Source organism: Halosolutus sp. DAT137 (assembly GCF_059736405.1).
In genome coordinates this window covers 367,774-385,477 of the sequence record NZ_JCAQID010000008.1, presented here as the reverse complement: position 1 = coordinate 385,477, position 17,704 = coordinate 367,774, and the positions used below count along the sequence as shown (strand labels likewise).

The window sequence follows — 17,704 nt, the reverse complement described above, 5'->3', positions numbered from 1 at the left end:
TCGCCGGAGCGAATACCTAGCGGTCCCTGTGTATGCCATCGATCAGTGAATCGCTCAGATCCTTCAGATCGGACTCGAGTTGCCTGTACGCGTCCGTCTCCTCCAGTTCGTCGATCGCGTGTTCGTCTTCGAGCGTTTCCATCTTGTTCGAGAGCGCTTCGAGTTCGCGCCGATCGTCCCCGCCGTACCGTGATTGAACGCGGAGATTTTCGATGATGCGGGTTAGCTGGGCTCGCGTCACCGGTTTCGTCAGGTAGTCGTCGATGTCGAGTTCGACGATGTCGAGCCCGGGATCGACCGCGGTGATCATGACCACCCAGCAGTCGTGGCCCCGGTTTCGGAGTTCGGCCAGTACCCTGTCGCCGGAGATATCCGGCATGTGGCGATCGAGCAACACGATGTCGACACCCCTGTGGAACTGTTCGAGCGCGGATCTGCCGTCGTAGGCGGTCAGGACGTCGTACTGTTCGTCGACCCACATCGCATAGAGATCGGTGAGTTCCTCCTCGTCGTCAACCACGAGGATCGTCGGTTGCGTGGACATGGGGGTAGTTCGTCCGAGACCACAGACCGTCATCTTGTATCAGTTTCGTCGAACTCAGGAACTGAGTCGCTCCTCTGCGGACGAGTTCGATCCAGCGGACCGTCTCCCCTATGTCCAAAAGGTGTCAGAGCAGTCGTAGACGACGCCGTGTTGCGGGCAGACGTACTTGCAGTGGCGGCGAAACATGGGCTGGTCACACCGAGGACACGGCCGACCGCCACCCCCCTCCGCGTCCGCCTCATTCGTCTCATCAGTCATTGTGGACTCCTTCGGCCGCACGGATCGTAAGCACTCGGGAATGTGTGTCGAAGGCGTCGCACAACACGGAGTCGGTACGAGGTCCGAACTGGACCCGATCGCGCTTCGAGTTCGATCAGAGTGCGTCCGATCGGATCCGGATGGATACGTCAGTTCTCGTTCGACGCCGGAAACGCGACGTTAGCACTCGCTCCAGCCACAGGACTCACAGGTCTTGCAGCCTTCAGAGAAGTACAGCGACAGCGAGCCACAGTCGGGACACTCAGGCGACTCGCCGGCGTCGATAAGATCCTGCGTGGCATCGTCAGCACTGTCGGCTGCCGCCGCGCCGCCGTCGGTCTTGGGACCATCCTGTTCGATCGCCGCGTCGGCGTCAGCCGACTCTTCTAGGGTCTGCTGGGTCGGATACGGTTTGTCGATCTCGTTTTCGAGGTAACGACGCATCGCAGTCCCGATCGCGTCCGGAATCGACTGAATCTGCTCGCCTTTGTCCCAGGCCACCTTTGGACTACGAGTCCCACAGAGTTCGTCGACGATTTCCTCGGGGTCGACGCCCGATCGCAACGACGTCGAGATGACCTTCGCCAGCGCCTCGGTAAAGGAGTTGGTAAAGCCGCCCGAGTGGCCGATGTTCGCGAAGAGTTCGAACGGCTGGCCGGTCTCGGGGTCCTCGTTGATCGTCACGTAGATCTTTCCGTAGCCGGTGTCGATCCGCTGGCTGACACCCTGTAGAGCGTCGGGCCGTTCGCGCTTTTCGGTGAAGTCGACCTCGATGGCGGTTCCGTCTCCGGTCAGTGAACCCAGATCCTCATCGAGCACGTCTGCAACTTCCTCGCTCTCGAGGAAGGCCTCGAGTCCGCCGAAGATCTCGTCGATCTGTTCGACGAGCGCCTGTGCGGCCTCGGTCTCGTCAGCGAAGTCGGCGTTGTCGGCCCGCGTCGTCAGCACCTGCTTCGATCGAGTGCCGTCGCGGTAGTAGGTGACGCCCTTGCCGCCGTGTTCGTAGACCCACTCGAAGACCTCCTTTGCATCCTCGATCGAGGAGTCGTTCGGCGCGTTGACCGTCTTCGAAATGGCCGAATCGACGCCCTCCTGGCAGGCACACTGGACGGCCGCGTGCTGTTTTGCCGAGAGGTCGCTGGTGATGACGAACAGTTCGCCGATCGCGTCGGGGACGGTCGACAGTCCCTCGACGCCGTCGAACTGGTTCGTGGCCATCTGTTCTTGGGCTTCCGCTTTGACGGCGTCGACGTCGATGTCGTTCGCCTCGAGCACCCGCAGGAAGTAGTCGTCGAACTCGACTAACATCTCGTCGCCTTGCACGTCGTCGGTGACGTTCTTGTAGTAAGCGACGTTGTAAATCGGCTCACAGCCGCCGGTCGTGTTGCCGACCATCGACGTCGTGCCGGTGGGCGCGATCGTCGTCACGTTGTGGTTCCGGATGGGGAAGCCCTCGGCCCAGTCGGCGGCGTCCTCGCCGGTCTGGTGGGAGAACCACTCGCTATAGGCGGTCGGATCGGCGTACTTGGAGTCGTCCCAGTCGGCAAACGAGCCGCGATCGGTCGCGAGGTCGTGGCTCGTCGCCTTCGCGCCGTGGTTGATGTGGGTCATCAGCTGTCGGGCGACTTCGTTCCCTTCGTCGGAGCCGTACTTGATCCCCAGTTGGATGTACAGCTGTGCGAGCCCCATCACGCCGAGACCGATCTTGCGCATCTCCCGAACCTTCTCCTCGATCTCCTCGACGGGGAAGTCCGACATGGTGACGACGTTCTCGAGGAAGCGCGTGCCATACTCGATGCGTTCGTCGAACTCGTCGTAGTCGATCGCCTCTTCGAGGAATGCGTCGACGGCGTCGGCGTGGGTGTCGTACTCGTCGGCGTGGGCCTCGGACCAGACCCGCCAGTCGGGCGCGTCCTGGTCTGCGAGCGTCGAGAGGTTGATGTGGCCGAGGTTGCAGGCCTCGTACTCCTCCAACGGCTGTTCCCCGCAGTTGTGGACAACGAGACCGTCTGCAACGAACGAGTGGGTGTCCGGTTCAGTCAGGTCGTAGACGGCTTCGTGGCCATCGTGCTCGAGGGCCTCGACAGTGGCCTCGAACTGCTCACTGTACGGACCGCGATCGTACTCCGAAAGACGCTGCTCGAGACTCTCGCTTTTGTACTCGAGAAGGAAGTCTATTTCTTCGGCAAATCGAACGAGATTGTCCTTGACGATTACGAGTTCGTGCTGTGCTTTCGTTTCGTACTCCTTCGTTCCACCACAGCCGTCAGAGAGTTCTTGGGACCCTGCTTCCTTCCGGTTTTGGTAGATTTTGCTGGCGATACCGAAATTGAGGAGTAACTGCTGGACCTCACTGAGCAGGTTGGCATCGGAACTCCACAAGCGAACCGAGACGCCCTTTTTTATGTTGCCTTGAACGCAGCCGTCCGCGGTGAACAGCGATTGGAGGAATCCGCGTGCCATCTCCTCACTACCGCACATCACTGCATCGGGAACCTGTAGTTTGTCCTCCGTGAGACCAACCTCTTCAGCGTACTCGTAGAGTCGAGCGGATCGAATCCGCTGTTCGATCGCCTGGGCACCGCGATACCCAGCGTCGCGAGCAATCGTATTGACGCCGATCTCGTAGTTTGCGTTTCCGAGTGGCTCCCGGACGACATCGTTAACGTCCTCGGCAAGCGCCTCGGATATTTCGGCGTCCTCGTCGTAGAAATTCAAGACTGCCCGTTCTTCACCGTGTTTGAGGTGGCCGTCCCCAACCAGCCATCCGAGTGTACGACCTTCTTCAGCAGAGCCGTGCTGACCGAATTCGCCTTTTCGGTTCTGGATGTGGACCGTATCTCCCGTATCGAGGTTCTGCGCTTCGACCCAGCCGTCCTCAGTCATGACACGATGATCTGCAGTAAGCCGAAGCTCGTACCCTTCTGCGGTCGTAAGCTTGTAGACATCTTTCTCGCCAGTTTTGTAGACGCTGCTGGCTTCCTTGACCCTGTCCTCGCTGAGACGACCGTCAACGACGACATCGGTCGCGACTCCCTGCTCGTACAGCTCCTCTGCAGGAATCAATCCGCGTTCGGTACTGATGAGAGTCTCACCAGTAACACACGGGTTCGTTGCGAGCATCCGGTGGTCATCTTGCTTCTCGACGTCGAAGGAGTGCTGTTTGTTTACGCGCTCGAGGTAGATGACGCCCGGTTCGCCGTTCTCGTGAGCGCCCTGGACGATGCGTTCCCAGACGAGTTCCGCGGGGATCGAGAGCGGTTCCCCGACCTCGACGTGCTCGCCGAGGTCGTAGCGGCTGTACATCTCTTTGGTCTCCTCGGTGGCGATGTGGGGTTCCTCCGTGCGCGGGTTGGTGAAGGTGTACTCCTCGCCGCTCTGGACGGCCTCCATGAACGCGTCCGTGACGCCGACCGAGATGTTGAAGTTCGAGAGGTGGCCCTCGACGGCGTTGCGCAAGTGTTTCGGGACGCGACCGTCCTCGTCGATGAGGCTGCGAGCCTCTTCGAGCGCTTCCGAGAAGCTCGTGTAGGTGTAGTCGTCGGGGTCGTTGAGTCGCAGACAGTGAGCCAGCGAGACATCCTTGTTCTTCGCGTGGATGAACTCGATAACGTCGGGGTGGGAAACGCGCATGATCCCCATCTGGGCACCGCGGCGGGTGCCGCCCTGGGCGATCGTCTCACAGAGCTGATCGTAGGTCCGCATGAAGGTGATCGGGCCGGAGGCGATGCCGCCCGTCGAGCCGACCGAATCGCCGTAGGGACGAAGCTGCCAGAAGCCGTAGCCGACGCCGCCGCCGGACTGGAAGACCTCCGCGGCCTTTTTGGCCGTCTCGTGGATGTCCGAGAGGTCGTCGTCCGGACTCATGACGAAACAGGCCGACAGCTGCTGGAGTTCGTCGCCCGCGTTCATCAGCGTCGGCGAGTTCGGCATAAAGGAGAGCGTTTCCATCCCCTCGATGAACGTCTCGGCAACGTCCTCGACGTGTTCCCGAACTCCGTCGGGGAGTTCGGGAACGATCGTTTCGTAGGCGAACTTGTTGACGTTGCGCTCGGTGAGCGTCGTCTCGGCGTCGTCGTCTACCGTGACGCCCGCCCCGAAGACTTCTGCGGCGAGTTCGTCCCGTCGCGGGTGGCCCGGCTTGAGCTGGTCGGGCGTGACGGTGATCTCTCGGTCCTGTTTCTCGGCTTCGTAAACCGCCTCAGCGAGGGCGATGTTTTTGCCGACGCGATCGAAGAGGTCCTCCTGTTGCTCGACGAGTTCGCCGTCGGCGTCCTTGCGGAGATACCGCGCTGGGAGAATATTGTGGTAGGCGTTTGCGGTTAGACGCTCCTCTAACGTGTCGCCGTCGGTGCGCTTGATCGGGAGGGTCAGCTCAGCCGCGGAGAGGTCGGAGTTACTCACGCGCGGCTCACCTCGTCGGTGTCGTGTCGCCGTATGCCGATTCTGGCGTGGGTCCGGGTCCTGAGTTCTATCATTCGTGACGAAGGTTCGGTATTCATCCATCCACCATAAAATGTAGTGTTGTCGCGCTACTTTTCTTGTAATAGTACAACTATGGTTGGATAGATGGATCTGTCATCTATCGTGTTTGGTTCGCACACGACCGGCGAACCGGCCGCGGAACCACCTGTAAGAGGCTACGTGACCGACCGACTTAACGATTTTCAGACCGACCTGAAAGTGTTCTCGATCGGGAATACTCGACGTGCTGTCCCGTGGTTTTCTCTTTCATTCGGGCGAGGATCGACGCTACCGTGGTCTTCAGCGAACCGGTCGACGGTTCGGAACCAGTCGACGGCTCGTAACGTCTTTTCTTCCTCCACGACCATTCAATCTGCGCGATAGTTGTTCCTGTGCGTCTTTCACGAACCCAGAAAGATTACGTCCCTCCAGTGCGGGGATAGTGGTATGCTCGAACCACTCACGTCCGGGTCTGCAATCCTCCTGATCCTGGCAGCGATCGCTGCCATCGCCGTCGTCATCGTTGCGATCCGAATCGCGATCAAACTGGCAATTCGCGTCGCGCTCGTCGCCGGCGTCGTTCTCGCAGGGCTGTATACCGTCGGCTACATCGGATAGCGTTCTATTTGTCGACTCGAAAAAAACGGACGTAGAGAGGAGTGGACGTTACGCGTGCGTTGCGAGCGATCCGAGGAAGTTCTCGATCACGTCGTGGCCTACCGCCGTGAGCACGCTCTCGGGGTGGAACTGGACGCACTCGATCGGATGCTCGCGGTGGCGAACGCCCATGACGAGCGTCTCGTCGCCGTGTTCTGCGGTCGCCGTCACCTCGAAGCAATCCGGCACTTCCGTCGCGACCAGCGAGTGGTACCGACCCGCGCGAAAGCCCTGTTCGAGGCCGTCGAAGACGCCCTCGCCGTCGTGGTCGACCGGCGAAGCCTTGCCGTGGATCGGGTCGGGCGCTCGGCCGACAGACCCGCCGTACTCGTAGACGGCCGCTTCGAGACCGAGACAGACGCCGAGCGTGGGCACCTCCGGGCTGACCTCGCGAAGCACGGCCATCGTGACGCCGACGTCCCGATCGTGTTTCGGGTGGCCGGGACCGGGGCTGATGACGATCGCGTCGGGGTCGATCGCTCGGATCTCCTCGATCGAGGCTGTATTTTTCAAGACTGCGGTCTCGGTGCCGGCGTGCTGGCTGACGTATTCGACGAGGTTGTACGTAAACGAGTCGTAGTTGTCGATGAACAGCACACGAACCGGGTTTGCGTCGGCGTTCGCCGCTGAATCGTCCGCGTTCTCGGTATCGATCGCGCTCATCGACTCACCTCCGGACTCGACTCGACGGCGTCGTCGGCCGGTTCGCCCTCCGAGCCGCGACCGAGTTCTCCCTCGCGCTCGATCGCCTCCAGGGCGGCGAGGACGCCGCCCATTTTCTTCTCGGTCTCCTCGTACTCGGCTTCGGGATCGCTGTCGGCGACCAGTCCGGCCCCGGCCTGAACCGTGATTCGGTCCTGCTCACCACCGGTTTCCACGGTCGCCGTCCGAATCACGATCGCGAAATCGGCGTCGCCACACCACGAGTAGTAGCCGACGCCGCCGCCGTAGAGACCGCGTGGCGTGGCTTCGAGGTCGTCGATGATCTCCATGGCCCGGATCTTCGGCGCGCCCGAGAGCGTGCCGGCGGGAAAGGACGCGCGGGTCGCGTCGAACGCGTCCGAAGCCGCGGCGAGTTCGCCCGTCACCGTCGATTCGATGTGCTGGACGTGGCTGTACTTGAGGACGTTCATGAACTCGTCGACCCTGACCGAGCCGGGTTCGGACACCCGGCGCACGTCGTTTCGGGCCAGATCGACCAACATTGTGTGCTCGGCGCGTTCTTTCTCGTCGGCCAGCATCTCGCCCGCGAGCCGTCGATCCTCGACGGGGCTGGTTCCGCGATCGCAGGTGCCGGCGATCGGGTTCGACATGACCTCGCGGCCGCGCACGGAGACGAGCGTTTCGGGGCTCGCGCCGACGACGGTGAGATCGTCGTGGTCGAGGAGGTACATGTACGGCGAGGGATTTACGTCGCGCATCGCCTCGTAGAATCCGATCGGGTCGATCTCGCCGTAGAGTTCTCGCGTACGGGAGATGACGCCCTGGTAGATGTCGCCGTCGAGGACGTGCTCTTTCGCCCGCCGGACGCTCTCCTCGTACGCCGCTTTCGGTCCGGCAGTCTCGGACTCTCGGACGAACCCGCCGGTGTCGGGTAACTCGGCTCCGCGGAGCGTGTCCGCGATCGCGGCGGACTCCGACTGAATTTCGTCGTACACTCCACCCGGATCGTCGTCCGGTTCGATCACCGGCGTGAAGATGAGCGAGACCGTCCCCTCGAGTTCGTCGAAGGCGATCGTTTTCGTCGTCAGGACGAACTGCGCGTCGGGAAACCGCGAGTCGGGCCGCTCGAGTCCGACCTCCTCGAGCCAGAGGTCGTAGACCGCGTCGTAGGCGAGAAAGCCGACGAGTCCGCCTTCGAGATGCTGACGATCGTGCTCTGGCAAGTTGGCGAGTCGTACGTCCGGGAGCGCACCGCGGAGCGCGTCGACCGTATCGCCGCCGGCGTCGGTCTCGATCAGATCGATCGGCGCGTCCGGCGAGAGCGCCTCGACGCTCGTTCCATCGGGACCGACCGTCACGACGGCCTCGGGATCGTAGCCGACGTAGGAGAACCTGGCGTGGCGCTCGGCGTCGGCGGAACTGGGCCGGAACGCGCCGTCGGGATCGCTCGACGCCGTCTTCTGGGCGCTCTCCAGTAAAAACGTGTACGGCGATCGCTGGTGGTCGCGATCATTTTCGCCCGAGCGCCCGGTGAGGGCGGTGTAGGCCGCAAGCGGCGAGGTGTCGACGTCGAGCGTCGCGACGGCGCGAACGACCGCCGGCCGGTCGTCGCCGCTGCCCGCGTGCTCACAGAACGTCTCTCGATCGATATCCAGCGTGGGGGTGGTGGCGTCGGTCATCGTAGTCACGGGTGTATCGGGTACCGGGCAGTGGTTGCCTGTTCGACGAACGACTGGACGGCGTCGGGGTCTTTGACGCCGCCTTCGGCCTCGACGCCGCTTGCGACGTCGACCGCGAACGGGTCGACGGTTCGGACGGCTTCTGCGACGTTCTCGGGGGTGAGCCCGCCGGCGAGGATCAGCGGCGAGTCGAGGTCGGCGGTCGCCCGCCGCGTCGCCTCCCAGTCGTGGGTCTCGCCGGTGCCGCCACCGCCGTCTTCGCTCGTCGTGTCGACGAGGAGCGCGTCGACAGCCTCGTCGTACCGCGTGGCAGTGTCCGCGTCGGCGGCGTCGATCGCGAACAGGAGATCGGCGTCCACGTCGGCACGCAGGGACGCGAGCGTCTCGGGACCGAGTCCGCCGTGGATCTGCACCGCGTCGGGTTCGACTTCTTCGACGAGGTCGATCGCGTCTCCGGGCGAGTCGGGCATCGTCACCAGCACGCTCGTGACGAACGGGGGAACGGCCGCCGCGAGTTCTGCGGCGCGCGATCGGGACACCTCGCGTGGCGTCTCGACCGGGACCGAACAGATGATGCCGACGGCGTCAGCGCCGGCCTCGATCGCTGTTCTGAGATCCTCCTCGCTCGTCAGCCCGCAGATCTTGACGCGGCTCATCGTCCGTCCACGTCCGCCGCGTCGACTTCGCCAGCCGTCCGGAGTCGGTCGAGTGTCGCGGCCGCATCGCCGGATTCGATCGCGTCTCGCGCAGCGTCGGCACCCGCCTCCAGCGAGTCGGCCATCCCTGCAACGTAGACCGCAGCGCCGGCGTTTGCGAGGATCACAGCCTGTTTCGCGCCGGTGATCTCGCCCTCGACGATGCCTTGCAGATCCGCCGCGTTCTCCGCCGGCGTGCCGCCGGCGATGTCCGCGATGTCGTGTGCTTCGAGTCCGAGGTCCGCGGGTTCGATCGTGTACTCTTCGACAGCGTCGCCGTCGACTTCTGCAACGGCAGTCTCACCGTGGATCGCGATCTCGTCCGTGCCAGCTCCGTGGACGACGAGCGCGCGCTCGGTGTCCATCCGTGCGAGTGCGTTCGCGAGCGTCGGAACGAGAGCTGGATCGTAGACGCCGACGACCTGCGCGTTCGCCCCCGCTGGATTCGTCAGCGGGCCGAGGACGTTGAAAATCGTCCGCATCGCGAGTTCCCGGCGCGGGCCGATGACGGCCTTCATCGCGGGGTGGAACGCGGGCGCGTGCATGTAGCCGATACCGCGTTCTTCGATCGACGCCTCGACGGCTTCTGGCTCGGCGTCGAGCGTGACGCCGAGTTCCTCGAGCACGTCGGAGCTACCCGACGACGAGGAGACGGAGTAATTCCCGTGTTTGGCGATCGGCACGCCGGCACCGGCGGCGACCATCGCGCTCGTCGTCGAGACGTTGATAGTGTCGTAGTCGTCGCCACCCGTGCCGCAGGTGTCGACCAGTGGCTCCCGATCGGGCGCGATCGTTCTGGCAGCCTCGCGCATTCCCTCGGCAAAGCCGGCGATTTCCGCTTCCGTCTCGCCTTTCGCGCGGAGCGCGGCGAGCAGCGCGCCGATCTGTGCCTCCGTCGCGTCCTCGAACACGGCCGTCGAGGCCGTACGCGCCTCTGTCTGTGTGAGATTCTCCCCGTCCGTAACCCGTTTGACGTACTCCTTCATACTGAATACCAATGTACGTAGTTGTCTTACAATGTCCAAATCAGTACATCGACTTAACCCTGTCGGAGCGATCGTGGGTACCCTTCCCGTACGTCCGTTGATTCGAAACCTTCAATTACGGTGGCGGGGAAGAAATGAGTGCAGACAAAGTGGCCCACTGAGCCACGAAATGCACGCAACGCCAGGTGGGTTGGTGGTCTAGTCTGGTTATGACACCTCCTTGACATGGAGGAGGCCGGCAGTTCAAATCTGCCCCAACCCATTTTTGACGATACAATAACGAGGAGCGAAGCGGCGAGTCCGTGTCGTCAAAATGGTCGGTAGTTTGAACCAGACGAGTCGCAGCCCGGGACGCGAACGAAGTGAGCGACCCGGAACGTCTCGGCGTGGTTCGAATCTGCCCCAACCCAGTGAACTACCCTACCCTACTCGCTCACGGCTGACGCCGTTCGCTCGTTGAGGGTAGGGTAGGGCTTCCTGCTTCAACGACGCGCTTTGCAGATACGGGCGTATCCACAGGGAGCGCAGTCTTCACAGGCGCTGATTCGGAGTATCCCACTCCTACATCTTCGAGGCCGCGAGAAAGAATATTCCACGCCGCATTCGCGTCCCTGTCCGCTTCGAACCCGCAGGCAGGACAGGAGTGTTCACGGACCCACAACGGTTTCTCCGTTGAGACACCGCAGGACGCGCACTCCTTGGTCGTCCCTCTCGGGTCGACCGCAACGAAGTGCGTCCCCTCTCGCTCGCATTTGTATTCGAGCAACGAGAGGAACGTGCGCCACGCGGCAGAGGCGGTGTTGCGGCTGTTCGACGGCGATTCCATCATTCCCTTCACGTTCAGGTCTTCGACCGCCACGAGGTCGTACTCCCGAGCGTAGTACGCCGAGAGCTTGTGCAAGAAGTCGCGGCGCTTCCGGCGGAGGTCGGCGTGACACTCCGCGACCCGACACCGTTGCTTCTCCCAGTTGTTCGACCCGTGCTGTTTGCGCGAGAGTTTTCGTTGCTCGCGTTCCAAGCGTTCACGCTCGTCGGTGAGGTCGAGCGACCCGACCGCTGTCCCGTCGGTGTCGTGGGCGTACTTGAGAATCCCCACGTCGATACCGACGCACTTCTCGGGGTTCTCAGGTGGCTCGGGAGGTTCACGGTCCATTTCGACACCGAACGTGGCGAACCACTCGCCCGTCGGTTCCTTCTTGACCGTGACCTGTTTGAGCGTGGCGTCGTCGGGGATGGCACGATGGAGCCGTATCGGTATGTCCGCGAGCTTTGAGAGCGACAGCACGGTCTGACCGCCCTTCTTGTCGAGCTTGAAGCCAGACTGACTGTAGGTGAAACTGCGAAACTCCCGTGGCGGCTTCCACTTGAGTTGACCGACGCCGTAGCCGTTCTCTTTGAGCGCGGAGAGGCCTTTCAGGTTGTCGAATAGCCGTTCCACGACACTTTGGAGAACCTTCGAGTACACGTCTGAGAGTTCGTCCCACCACTTCTTGAGGTCGGGGAGTTCCGACCGTAGGGTGGTCATGGACGGCAGTTCGCCCTGTTCGTCTTGGTACTCGTTGAGGCGGTAGAGAGTGTGGTTGTACAGTTGCCTACAAATATTCCGGTGGCGGTCCAACTCCTCACGATGGGCGTCGGACGGCTTGAGACGGTATTTGTAGGCGTAGTACATCCTACTCGCGTTGGTTCTCGACGTACTGTTTCAGCACATCCAGCGACACCTGCCCCGTCGAGATAAGGCAGTACGAGTCGTTCCAGAACGAGTCGCCCCACAGTTCGGTCTTGAGTTCATCCTCGTACTCGTTGCGGATACGGCGGGCGGTAGCGCCCTTGACCGTGTTGACGAACTTCACGAGGTCCGTGGTTGGTTTCGCTCGAAACAGGATGTGTACGTGGTCGTCCTCGCCGTCGAGGTTCGTCAGTTCGACACCGTAGTTGTCCGTGAACCCGCTGATGACCCCGCGAATGAATTGGGTTCGCTCCTCGGTTAGCACTCCGCGCCGATACTTCGTGGTGAGTATCAGGTGGTAGTGCAGGGAAAACGTCGAGTGCGCTCCCGAGTCGAGATCGTATTCCATTGGGTTCGATCATTACTGTATTAGCCTACTGCAAAAACGTTACGACTACGTGGGCCTGTGGGCCTGCTACCGAAACGTGTATGAGAACTGTGCGGCGCTGTATCCCCTCCCTGCTCGCGTCTTCCCCTCGGTCGTCACTCGCTGAGGAAGGGGGCTTAGCGCCTACTTTCAGCTAATTTTGCTGCAAGCAAATACGCGAGCAACCACCCTACCCGAGAAACGCTTACGACGAGTCGAGGCGTACGATAACACATGACATACAAAGTTCGATGCGATCGCTGCGACCTCGATCGCGAGTACGGCGACAACGCAGACGCTCACCGGTGTGCGATGGATCACGAGGCCGAGTTCGTCGACCACTGGGTGAGCGTGTCCGACCTTCGACACGCACCCCCACCGGCGGGTAACTGACTGGATCGACTCTCGATCGATTCGTCGGCTCCGGAGGCCGTTCAGGCGGAATCGATGCCGTCATTAGACGATCGCTCGCACCCAGTCGGAGGTGACGAATTTGTACCGACAGCCCTCACAGAGTGAGACCTCGACGACCTCGTCGGTCGACAGGTAGATGTGGTATCGGCTGGTCGGAACGGCCTCGCCGCAGTTTGCGCAGAGATCGGTCATCGCGCGGTCTATCCGACGGTACGTCACGAAACGGCATAATTACATTCCCAGTCGTAACCTGCGACGATCGCGATCGAGCACGCCGGCAATGCGATACTCGAACGGTCGCGCGTTCAGAAAGCGGCTGCAGCGTGTCAGGAAGCGTCTCAGAACCGCCGCTGAAGTTCCGATTCGACGGCCCGCGACAGATCGAGCCGGGCCAGCCACTCTCGGCGCTGGTTGGGGTCGCCGTGGCCGGCGACGAACCCGTTGAGCCGCGCGATCCCCGTCGAGTCGACGAACGCGTCGCCGTAGCGGGCCGCGAGTTCGTCGCCCGCGATCGGCGTCGATCTGAGTTCGTATTTCTGGTGATACGCTTCAGCGGGGGTGCACTCGTCGAGGGGTTCGATCGCGGTCGCGACCGATTGGCCCGTTCGTTCCTCGAGTGTGGCCCGACGCTCTCGTGCAGTCTCGTACTGTCGGTCGTCGTGAGCGAGGACGACGCTGCGGTACTGACGGTTGTGAGCGCTCGATCGCCAGTCGTGGCCCTCCCAGAATACGTCGAGGAGGTCGTCGTACGACAGGTCGTCGGGATCGTACTCGACCTGGACGACCTCGGTGTGGTCGCCAAGCGAGTGGTAGGTCGGCTCCGGCGTCGTGCCGCCCGCGTAGCCCGCACGCGTCCGGATGACGCCCTCGATCGCCCCGAAGCGGGCGTCCGGTCCCCAGAAACAGCCCATGCCGAACGTCGCGGTTTCCGTCTCCGGCGGCGAGTCGGGAGCGTCGCCGGCGTGGGTCACGATCGTCGCGACCCGGTGTGACTCGTCCATACAGGTCAGAGGGACGAGACCGGTATGTCTCCTGCGCTTGCTCCGATCGAAACGGGCTGTCCGATCGATCAGCCGTGCTTGAACTTCGTGCCGGGATCAGCCGTCGTCGTCCCTCATCTCGGTCGAACCGGACTCGGACGGGACGGGCGTCGCCGCATCGACTACGGACCCCAGCCCCAGTCTGTCCAGGGTATCCCGGCTCGGTCGTCCGCTCTCGTCCCAGCCGCGGTAGCGGTAGTACAGGTCGAGCAGCGAATCGAACTCCGCCGGATCGATCGCGTTCCCGTTGGAACGGTCGTCGGACCGTGGTTCGCACAGGGTAGCAGGGAGGGAATCGTCGGACCGAGAGAAGCCTTCTCGAACGTTGAACAGCCGGATCAGGGTCCAGATTCGCTCGCCGGCGGTGGCGAGCGCCTCCCGATCGTACTCCCGGCCGACCGCTGCGAGCCACTCGACGCCCAGATCCTCGAGTGCGTCACTCAGGAAATCGTCCGCGATTAGACTCCAGAGTACGGCTCGACGGTTCTGTTCGTCGACGACGGCGGCGACTCTGGCCCGATCGGTCGGCCACGATCGACCCAGCGCCTCGGTTTCGACGGGGCGAGCGCGGCGGTGGCAGGCACCGCGATCGCTCGTCGCGTAGGCCAGCGCCATCGTTTCGGCACCGCGAGGATCGTACGAGGCGAGATCCATCCCCTTGACGGTCGGGATCAGGTCCTCGCCGCCGTACTCCTCGGCTGCGGCGTCGATCCCGTCCGCCAGCGCCGACCCGAGGGGCGTCTCGCGGCGGGCAATCTCTCGAATGAGTTCTCGTGCGCCCTCGTAATCGCCAAACGAGAGGTCGCGATCGAGCAGTCCCGCGTCGCTCGCACGCACCGCCCAGGCGACGGCGTTGCCGGCGCTGATGACGTCGAGCGCGAGTCGATCGCAGACCGCGCCGAGGGCGGCGACCGCGTCGAAGTCGTCGATGCCGAGGCCGGCCCCGAGAACGATCGGCGTCGCACCTCTGGGGACGGTCTCGCCGTCCTCGCTCTCGACGCGGAAGCCGCCGGGGACGGTCTCGCCGTCGTGTTCGCGCTCGTGCGTTCGGTCGCGGACGGACTCGATACCGAGTTCGCTGGCACCGTCGAACCGACCCTCCTGCCAGCCTCGCGTCGGCAGGACGCCGACCTCGTTGGCGAAGTCGATCGTCTCGAGGGTTTCGCTCGATCGCTGCCAGCGGCCGATATCGCTGTCGACGAACGCCCGCTCGTACTTGCGGCGAAGGTCGGCGTGCTTCTGTACGGGCGGATCGTGGGCGACGACCGCCTTGAGCCGCTTCGTCCCCATCACCGTGCCGGCTCCGCCGCGTCCGGCGTGGTGGTCGCCGCCGTCGGAGGCGATCGTCGCGTACTGGACGCCGTGTTCGCCGGCGGGTCCGATACAGGCGACGGCGGCGTCGGAGAATGCCTCGCAGGTCTCCTCGGCGTCGGCCCCCCACAGGTCGGCGGCCGCTTCGAGTCGCGCCGTGCCGTCCGCGACGTGAAGCACCAGCGGCTCGTTCGACTGTCCCGTCACGAGAATACCCAGATGGGAACCGAGTGAGCCGGCCAGACGCTCGGGAAAGGTTCCGCCGCCGTAGGAATCGAGAAACGCGCCGGTCAGCGGCGATTTCGTGATCGCGGCGTAGCGGGCTTCGCCGGGCGTCAGTCCCGACACGGGGCCGAGCATGAACAGCAAGACGTTTTCGGGACCGAGCGGATCCGTTCCCGCCTCGAGTTCGTCGTAGAGGTATCTGGCACCGAGCCCTTTGCCGCCGACGTACGCCTCGAGCCACGCCTCCGGAATCCGTTCGCTGGTAACGGTTCGGGTCGAACAATCGACCCGCAAAAGACGTGGCGGCTCGTCCTGCGCCATCTACTGGGTAATAGGCGTCCGGATGGTGTTAACAGTTTTCCAGATATGTGACAGCCCGGGCGAGGGTCCGGACCAGCGGGACGATTCGGCGGCGACCGCAGCCCCTGCACCCGCGATCAGGGCCGTCGGAAAACGATTGCAATGCGGTGCCACCTCGCACACTTTTGTACTCGCTTCGTGAACTACGAACCCATGCGAGCCGCCGTACTCGAGACACACGGGGAGTTACTGGAGATAAAGGATGTCGAGTACCCGCAGCCACAGCCCGATCAGGTCGTCGTCGAGACGGAAGCCTGCGGCGTCTGTCGGAGTGACTGGCACGCCTGGCAGGGCGACTGGGGATGGGTCGGGGTGCAGGCCCCGAGCGGACAGATCCTCGGCCACGAACCCGCGGGCGTCGTCGCTGCGGTCGGTGACGACATCGAGACCCTCTCGGAAGGCGATCGCGTCACGGTCCCCTTCCACCTCGGGGACGGCACCTGTACACACTGCCGGGAAGGGCGTTCGAACAACTGTGAGACGGTTCTCCCGCTGGGCTTTACCGGGATCGCACCGGGCGCGTTCGCGGAAGCGTTCCCCGTTCGCGAGGCCGACTACAACTGCGTCACACTCCCCGACGACGTGGCGTTCGCGGAGATGGCCGGCCTCGGCTGTCGGTTCATGACGGCCTACCACGCGCTGGCCGACAGAGCCGAGCTTCGGCCCGGAGATTCGGTCGCCGTCCACGGCTGTGGCGGCGTCGGTCTCTCCGCGATCCACATCGCCGACGCCCTCGGCGCGCATCCGATCGCGGTCGACGTGCGCGAGGACAAACTCGATCGCGCTCGTGAACTGGGTGCGGTCGAGACGGTGAACGTCACCGACGTCGAGAACCCGGCGAGCGAAGTCAAGGCTCGCGCCGGCGGCGGCGCTGACGTCTCGATCGACGCGCTCGGTATCGCGGAGACGTGTCGGAACTCGATCGACAGCCTCGGAACGCGGGGAACGCACGTGCAGGTCGGACTGACGACAGGGGAGGAACAGGGCCAGATCGACCTGCCTGTCGACAAGATGACGATGCTGGAACTCGATTTCCACGGCTCGTTCGGGATGCCGCTGGTCCGCTACGAGGAACTGTTCGATCTGATCGCTCAAGGAACCCTCAACCCCGGGAAGATTATCGGTGAGACGCTGTCGCTCGACGAACTACCGGAGACGCTGGTCTCGATGGACGATTACGAGACGATCGGGATACCCGTCGTCACGGACTTTGCGGGGTAAGTGGGGTCATCTCGACACCGAACAGCTTCGAAAACGACGCGTTTCGAACTGGAGTGGGGCAAGCCGGGCGGGGGCGGGAACCCGCCCTGGCATGAGAGACATGAGCTAACTCGAAGCGGGGGCGAGTCCACATCCGAGCGATTCGGGCACGAACGCACGCAATCGACTGGTCAGCGCGTCGGTGTCTGTGCGGTCTGCCGTACCGATGTTCCGCTCCGACCGCGGAGTTCGCGGGTGGGACGGAACGGACAGACAGCAGTCCGTATGAGCCGAGCGTGTATTACCCGGCGGGGCAGTCATCCCCGCACGTGCTGAGACGGGTAATCCCGCATTTGTTATCCGCCACCTTGTACCCCGGTAGCTCCCCCAATCCGTCGCCAGGCACGGGCTATCACGGGAGTAGCGACCGCCTGTCGATCTCTTGGAACGTAAACTGTCGTCTCCGGAACCGCAGGCCACAGACCGCACGACTATCCGGAAACTCCGGTAAAGCGACGGTCTCCCGACGCTGACGAGACTCGGTTCCGTCTTCGGTCGCGAATCCGGCAACCGACGACTACCCCCGTTCGGTCGCCGTTCGTGCCTTGGTTCTCTGACACCTCTGTCGCTGACGAAACGACGTGCCGTCTCGACACGTACCGTCGATTAGGCCGTGATTACTCCGGTGAGACGATCGATCGGGTTGATACGGTGCCGTGTGACTACATGGCTAGGCGACCGGTAGGCCGAAATCCGGCGATTCGCGGAGTAAGACGGTCATAGCGGCCCAGAACCGGCCGTTACAAGCCGGATAACTACAACCGACCGTCCGGAGAGAGTGGATATGATCACCTGCACCAACTGCGAAACCCCCCAGTTTCTGCAGATCACCCAGAGCCGTGTCTACTTCGAGGACGGGGAGATGATCAACGAAATCTCCGAAACGTACCAGTGTACCCTCTGCGATGGAACCGGCCAGTACGTCTACGACGACGACCGAGACGAGGCCACCGTTACCGGCGACGTCGAACTCACGACCGAACGGCCGAAACACGCCTGACAGGTATCCCCGCGATCTGGCGAGCACCGCGGGGGCACGGTCGATTCAGAAA

General features: G+C 63.1%; 15 protein-coding genes, 1 tRNA gene and 1 pseudogene. 5 read left to right on the top strand and 12 right to left on the bottom strand.

All coding sequences use genetic code 11. The features are described 5' to 3' along the window. Positions 1-16 precede the first annotated feature (16 nt). The 3 genes from AC6I6L_RS15025 to AC6I6L_RS15015 all read right to left on the bottom strand — a co-directional run bounded on the left by AC6I6L_RS15025 (position 17) and on the right by AC6I6L_RS15015 (position 5,206). Positions 17-544, bottom strand: coding sequence for a response regulator (locus AC6I6L_RS15025; RefSeq protein WP_497918574.1), 528 nt, complete (start codon positions 542-544; stop codon positions 17-19). Positions 545-652: 108 nt separating this feature from the next. Beyond that, entirely contained in the window at positions 653-802 is a 150-nt protein-coding gene (locus tag AC6I6L_RS15020; RefSeq protein ID WP_497918573.1) for an HVO_2523 family zinc finger protein, read from the bottom strand. 180 nt (positions 803-982) lie between these two features. Continuing rightward, positions 983-5,206, bottom strand: a complete 4,224-nt coding sequence (locus AC6I6L_RS15015; RefSeq protein ID WP_497918572.1) for a ribonucleotide reductase barrel domain-containing protein — start codon at positions 5,204-5,206, stop codon at positions 983-985. A gap of 507 nt (positions 5,207-5,713) precedes the next feature. Between AC6I6L_RS15015 and AC6I6L_RS15010 the strand changes: the two genes are divergently transcribed. After that, positions 5,714-5,884, top strand: coding sequence for a DUF8029 family protein (locus tag AC6I6L_RS15010; protein ID WP_497918571.1), 171 nt, complete (start codon positions 5,714-5,716; stop codon positions 5,882-5,884). Between the two features lie 48 nt (positions 5,885-5,932). Here the strand turns inward: AC6I6L_RS15010 and trpG are convergent, their stop codons facing one another. Genes trpG through trpD form a run of 4 tightly spaced genes read right to left on the bottom strand, consistent with a single transcriptional unit; the run spans position 5,933 to position 9,946 of the window. Continuing rightward, entirely contained in the window at positions 5,933-6,586 is a 654-nt protein-coding gene (gene trpG / locus AC6I6L_RS15005) for an anthranilate synthase component II (protein WP_497918570.1), read from the bottom strand. Then, positions 6,583-8,265, bottom strand: a complete 1,683-nt coding sequence (gene trpE, locus AC6I6L_RS15000) for an anthranilate synthase component I (protein ID WP_497918569.1) — start codon at positions 8,263-8,265, stop codon at positions 6,583-6,585. Before trpE ends, trpG begins: the two co-directional genes overlap by 4 nt. Before the next feature lie 5 nt (positions 8,266-8,270). Next, the gene (locus AC6I6L_RS14995) at positions 8,271-8,921 is read right to left on the bottom strand and encodes a phosphoribosylanthranilate isomerase (protein ID WP_497918568.1); all 651 of its coding nucleotides are present in this window, start codon (positions 8,919-8,921) and stop codon (positions 8,271-8,273) included. Next, a complete protein-coding gene (trpD, locus tag AC6I6L_RS14990) occupies positions 8,918-9,946 on the bottom strand; it encodes an anthranilate phosphoribosyltransferase (RefSeq protein WP_497918567.1) in 1,029 nt (342 codons plus the stop codon). Before trpD ends, AC6I6L_RS14995 begins: the two co-directional genes overlap by 4 nt. A gap of 187 nt (positions 9,947-10,133) precedes the next feature. Between trpD and AC6I6L_RS14985 the strand changes: the two genes are divergently transcribed. After that, a tRNA-Val gene (locus AC6I6L_RS14985) sits at positions 10,134-10,208 on the top strand. Positions 10,209-10,371: 163 nt separating this feature from the next. Here the strand turns inward: AC6I6L_RS14985 and AC6I6L_RS14980 are convergent. Together AC6I6L_RS14980 and tnpA are read right to left on the bottom strand one after the other, a co-directional pair. Next, a pseudogene (locus tag AC6I6L_RS14980) lies at positions 10,372-11,618 on the bottom strand (RNA-guided endonuclease InsQ/TnpB family protein). A 1-nt stretch (position 11,619) separates the two neighbouring features. After that, on the bottom strand, positions 11,620-12,024 hold the full coding sequence (gene tnpA, locus AC6I6L_RS14975) for an IS200/IS605 family transposase (protein ID WP_497918566.1): 405 nt from the start codon (positions 12,022-12,024) through the stop codon (positions 11,620-11,622). 252 nt (positions 12,025-12,276) lie between these two features. Between tnpA and AC6I6L_RS14970 the strand changes: the two genes are divergently transcribed. Next, positions 12,277-12,435: a hypothetical protein gene (locus AC6I6L_RS14970; protein WP_497918565.1), complete on the top strand. Its 159-nt coding sequence runs from the start codon at positions 12,277-12,279 to the stop codon at positions 12,433-12,435. 63 nt (positions 12,436-12,498) lie between these two features. Here the strand turns inward: AC6I6L_RS14970 and AC6I6L_RS14965 are convergent, their stop codons facing one another. The 3 genes from AC6I6L_RS14965 to AC6I6L_RS14955 all read right to left on the bottom strand — a co-directional run bounded on the left by AC6I6L_RS14965 (position 12,499) and on the right by AC6I6L_RS14955 (position 15,353). After that, entirely contained in the window at positions 12,499-12,648 is a 150-nt protein-coding gene (locus AC6I6L_RS14965) for a hypothetical protein (protein ID WP_497918564.1), read from the bottom strand. 146 nt (positions 12,649-12,794) lie between these two features. Next, positions 12,795-13,457: a peptide-methionine (S)-S-oxide reductase MsrA gene (gene msrA, locus AC6I6L_RS14960; protein WP_497918563.1), complete on the bottom strand. Its 663-nt coding sequence runs from the start codon at positions 13,455-13,457 to the stop codon at positions 12,795-12,797. Between the two features lie 96 nt (positions 13,458-13,553). Continuing rightward, on the bottom strand, positions 13,554-15,353 hold the full coding sequence (locus tag AC6I6L_RS14955) for an aldehyde ferredoxin oxidoreductase family protein (protein ID WP_497918562.1): 1,800 nt from the start codon (positions 15,351-15,353) through the stop codon (positions 13,554-13,556). Positions 15,354-15,545: 192 nt separating this feature from the next. Between AC6I6L_RS14955 and AC6I6L_RS14950 the strand changes: the two genes are divergently transcribed. Both AC6I6L_RS14950 and AC6I6L_RS14945 read left to right on the top strand, forming a co-directional pair. Continuing rightward, positions 15,546-16,613, top strand: a complete 1,068-nt coding sequence (locus tag AC6I6L_RS14950; RefSeq protein WP_497918561.1) for a zinc-dependent alcohol dehydrogenase family protein — start codon at positions 15,546-15,548, stop codon at positions 16,611-16,613. An 823-nt stretch (positions 16,614-17,436) separates the two neighbouring features. Further along, entirely contained in the window at positions 17,437-17,652 is a 216-nt protein-coding gene (locus AC6I6L_RS14945; protein ID WP_497918560.1) for a hypothetical protein, read from the top strand. The last annotated feature ends 52 nt before the right edge of the window (positions 17,653-17,704 follow it).

What these genes read in the sequence shown, in the direction of transcription:
- AC6I6L_RS15010 (WP_497918571.1), top strand. Translation starts at nt 5,714, where the DNA reads ATGCTCGAACCACTCACGTCCGGGTCTGCAATCCTCCTGATCCTGGCA.
- AC6I6L_RS15020 (WP_497918573.1), bottom strand. Translation starts at nt 802, where the DNA reads ATGACTGATGAGACGAATGAGGCGGACGCGGAGGGGGGTGGCGGTCGG.
- AC6I6L_RS15025 (WP_497918574.1), bottom strand. Translation starts at nt 544, where the DNA reads ATGTCCACGCAACCGACGATCCTCGTGGTTGACGACGAGGAGGAACTC.
- trpG (WP_497918570.1), bottom strand. Translation starts at nt 6,586, where the DNA reads ATGAGCGCGATCGATACCGAGAACGCGGACGATTCAGCGGCGAACGCC.
- AC6I6L_RS14965 (WP_497918564.1), bottom strand. Translation starts at nt 12,648, where the DNA reads ATGACCGATCTCTGCGCAAACTGCGGCGAGGCCGTTCCGACCAGCCGA.
- tnpA (WP_497918566.1), bottom strand. Translation starts at nt 12,024, where the DNA reads ATGGAATACGATCTCGACTCGGGAGCGCACTCGACGTTTTCCCTGCAC.
- AC6I6L_RS14945 (WP_497918560.1), top strand. Translation starts at nt 17,437, where the DNA reads ATGATCACCTGCACCAACTGCGAAACCCCCCAGTTTCTGCAGATCACC.
- trpD (WP_497918567.1), bottom strand. Translation starts at nt 9,946, where the DNA reads ATGAAGGAGTACGTCAAACGGGTTACGGACGGGGAGAATCTCACACAG.
- AC6I6L_RS14955 (WP_497918562.1), bottom strand. Translation starts at nt 15,353, where the DNA reads ATGGCGCAGGACGAGCCGCCACGTCTTTTGCGGGTCGATTGTTCGACC.
- msrA (WP_497918563.1), bottom strand. Translation starts at nt 13,457, where the DNA reads ATGGACGAGTCACACCGGGTCGCGACGATCGTGACCCACGCCGGCGAC.
- trpE (WP_497918569.1), bottom strand. Translation starts at nt 8,265, where the DNA reads ATGACCGACGCCACCACCCCCACGCTGGATATCGATCGAGAGACGTTC.
- AC6I6L_RS14950 (WP_497918561.1), top strand. Translation starts at nt 15,546, where the DNA reads ATGCGAGCCGCCGTACTCGAGACACACGGGGAGTTACTGGAGATAAAG.
- AC6I6L_RS14995 (WP_497918568.1), bottom strand. Translation starts at nt 8,921, where the DNA reads ATGAGCCGCGTCAAGATCTGCGGGCTGACGAGCGAGGAGGATCTCAGA.
- AC6I6L_RS14970 (WP_497918565.1), top strand. Translation starts at nt 12,277, where the DNA reads ATGACATACAAAGTTCGATGCGATCGCTGCGACCTCGATCGCGAGTAC.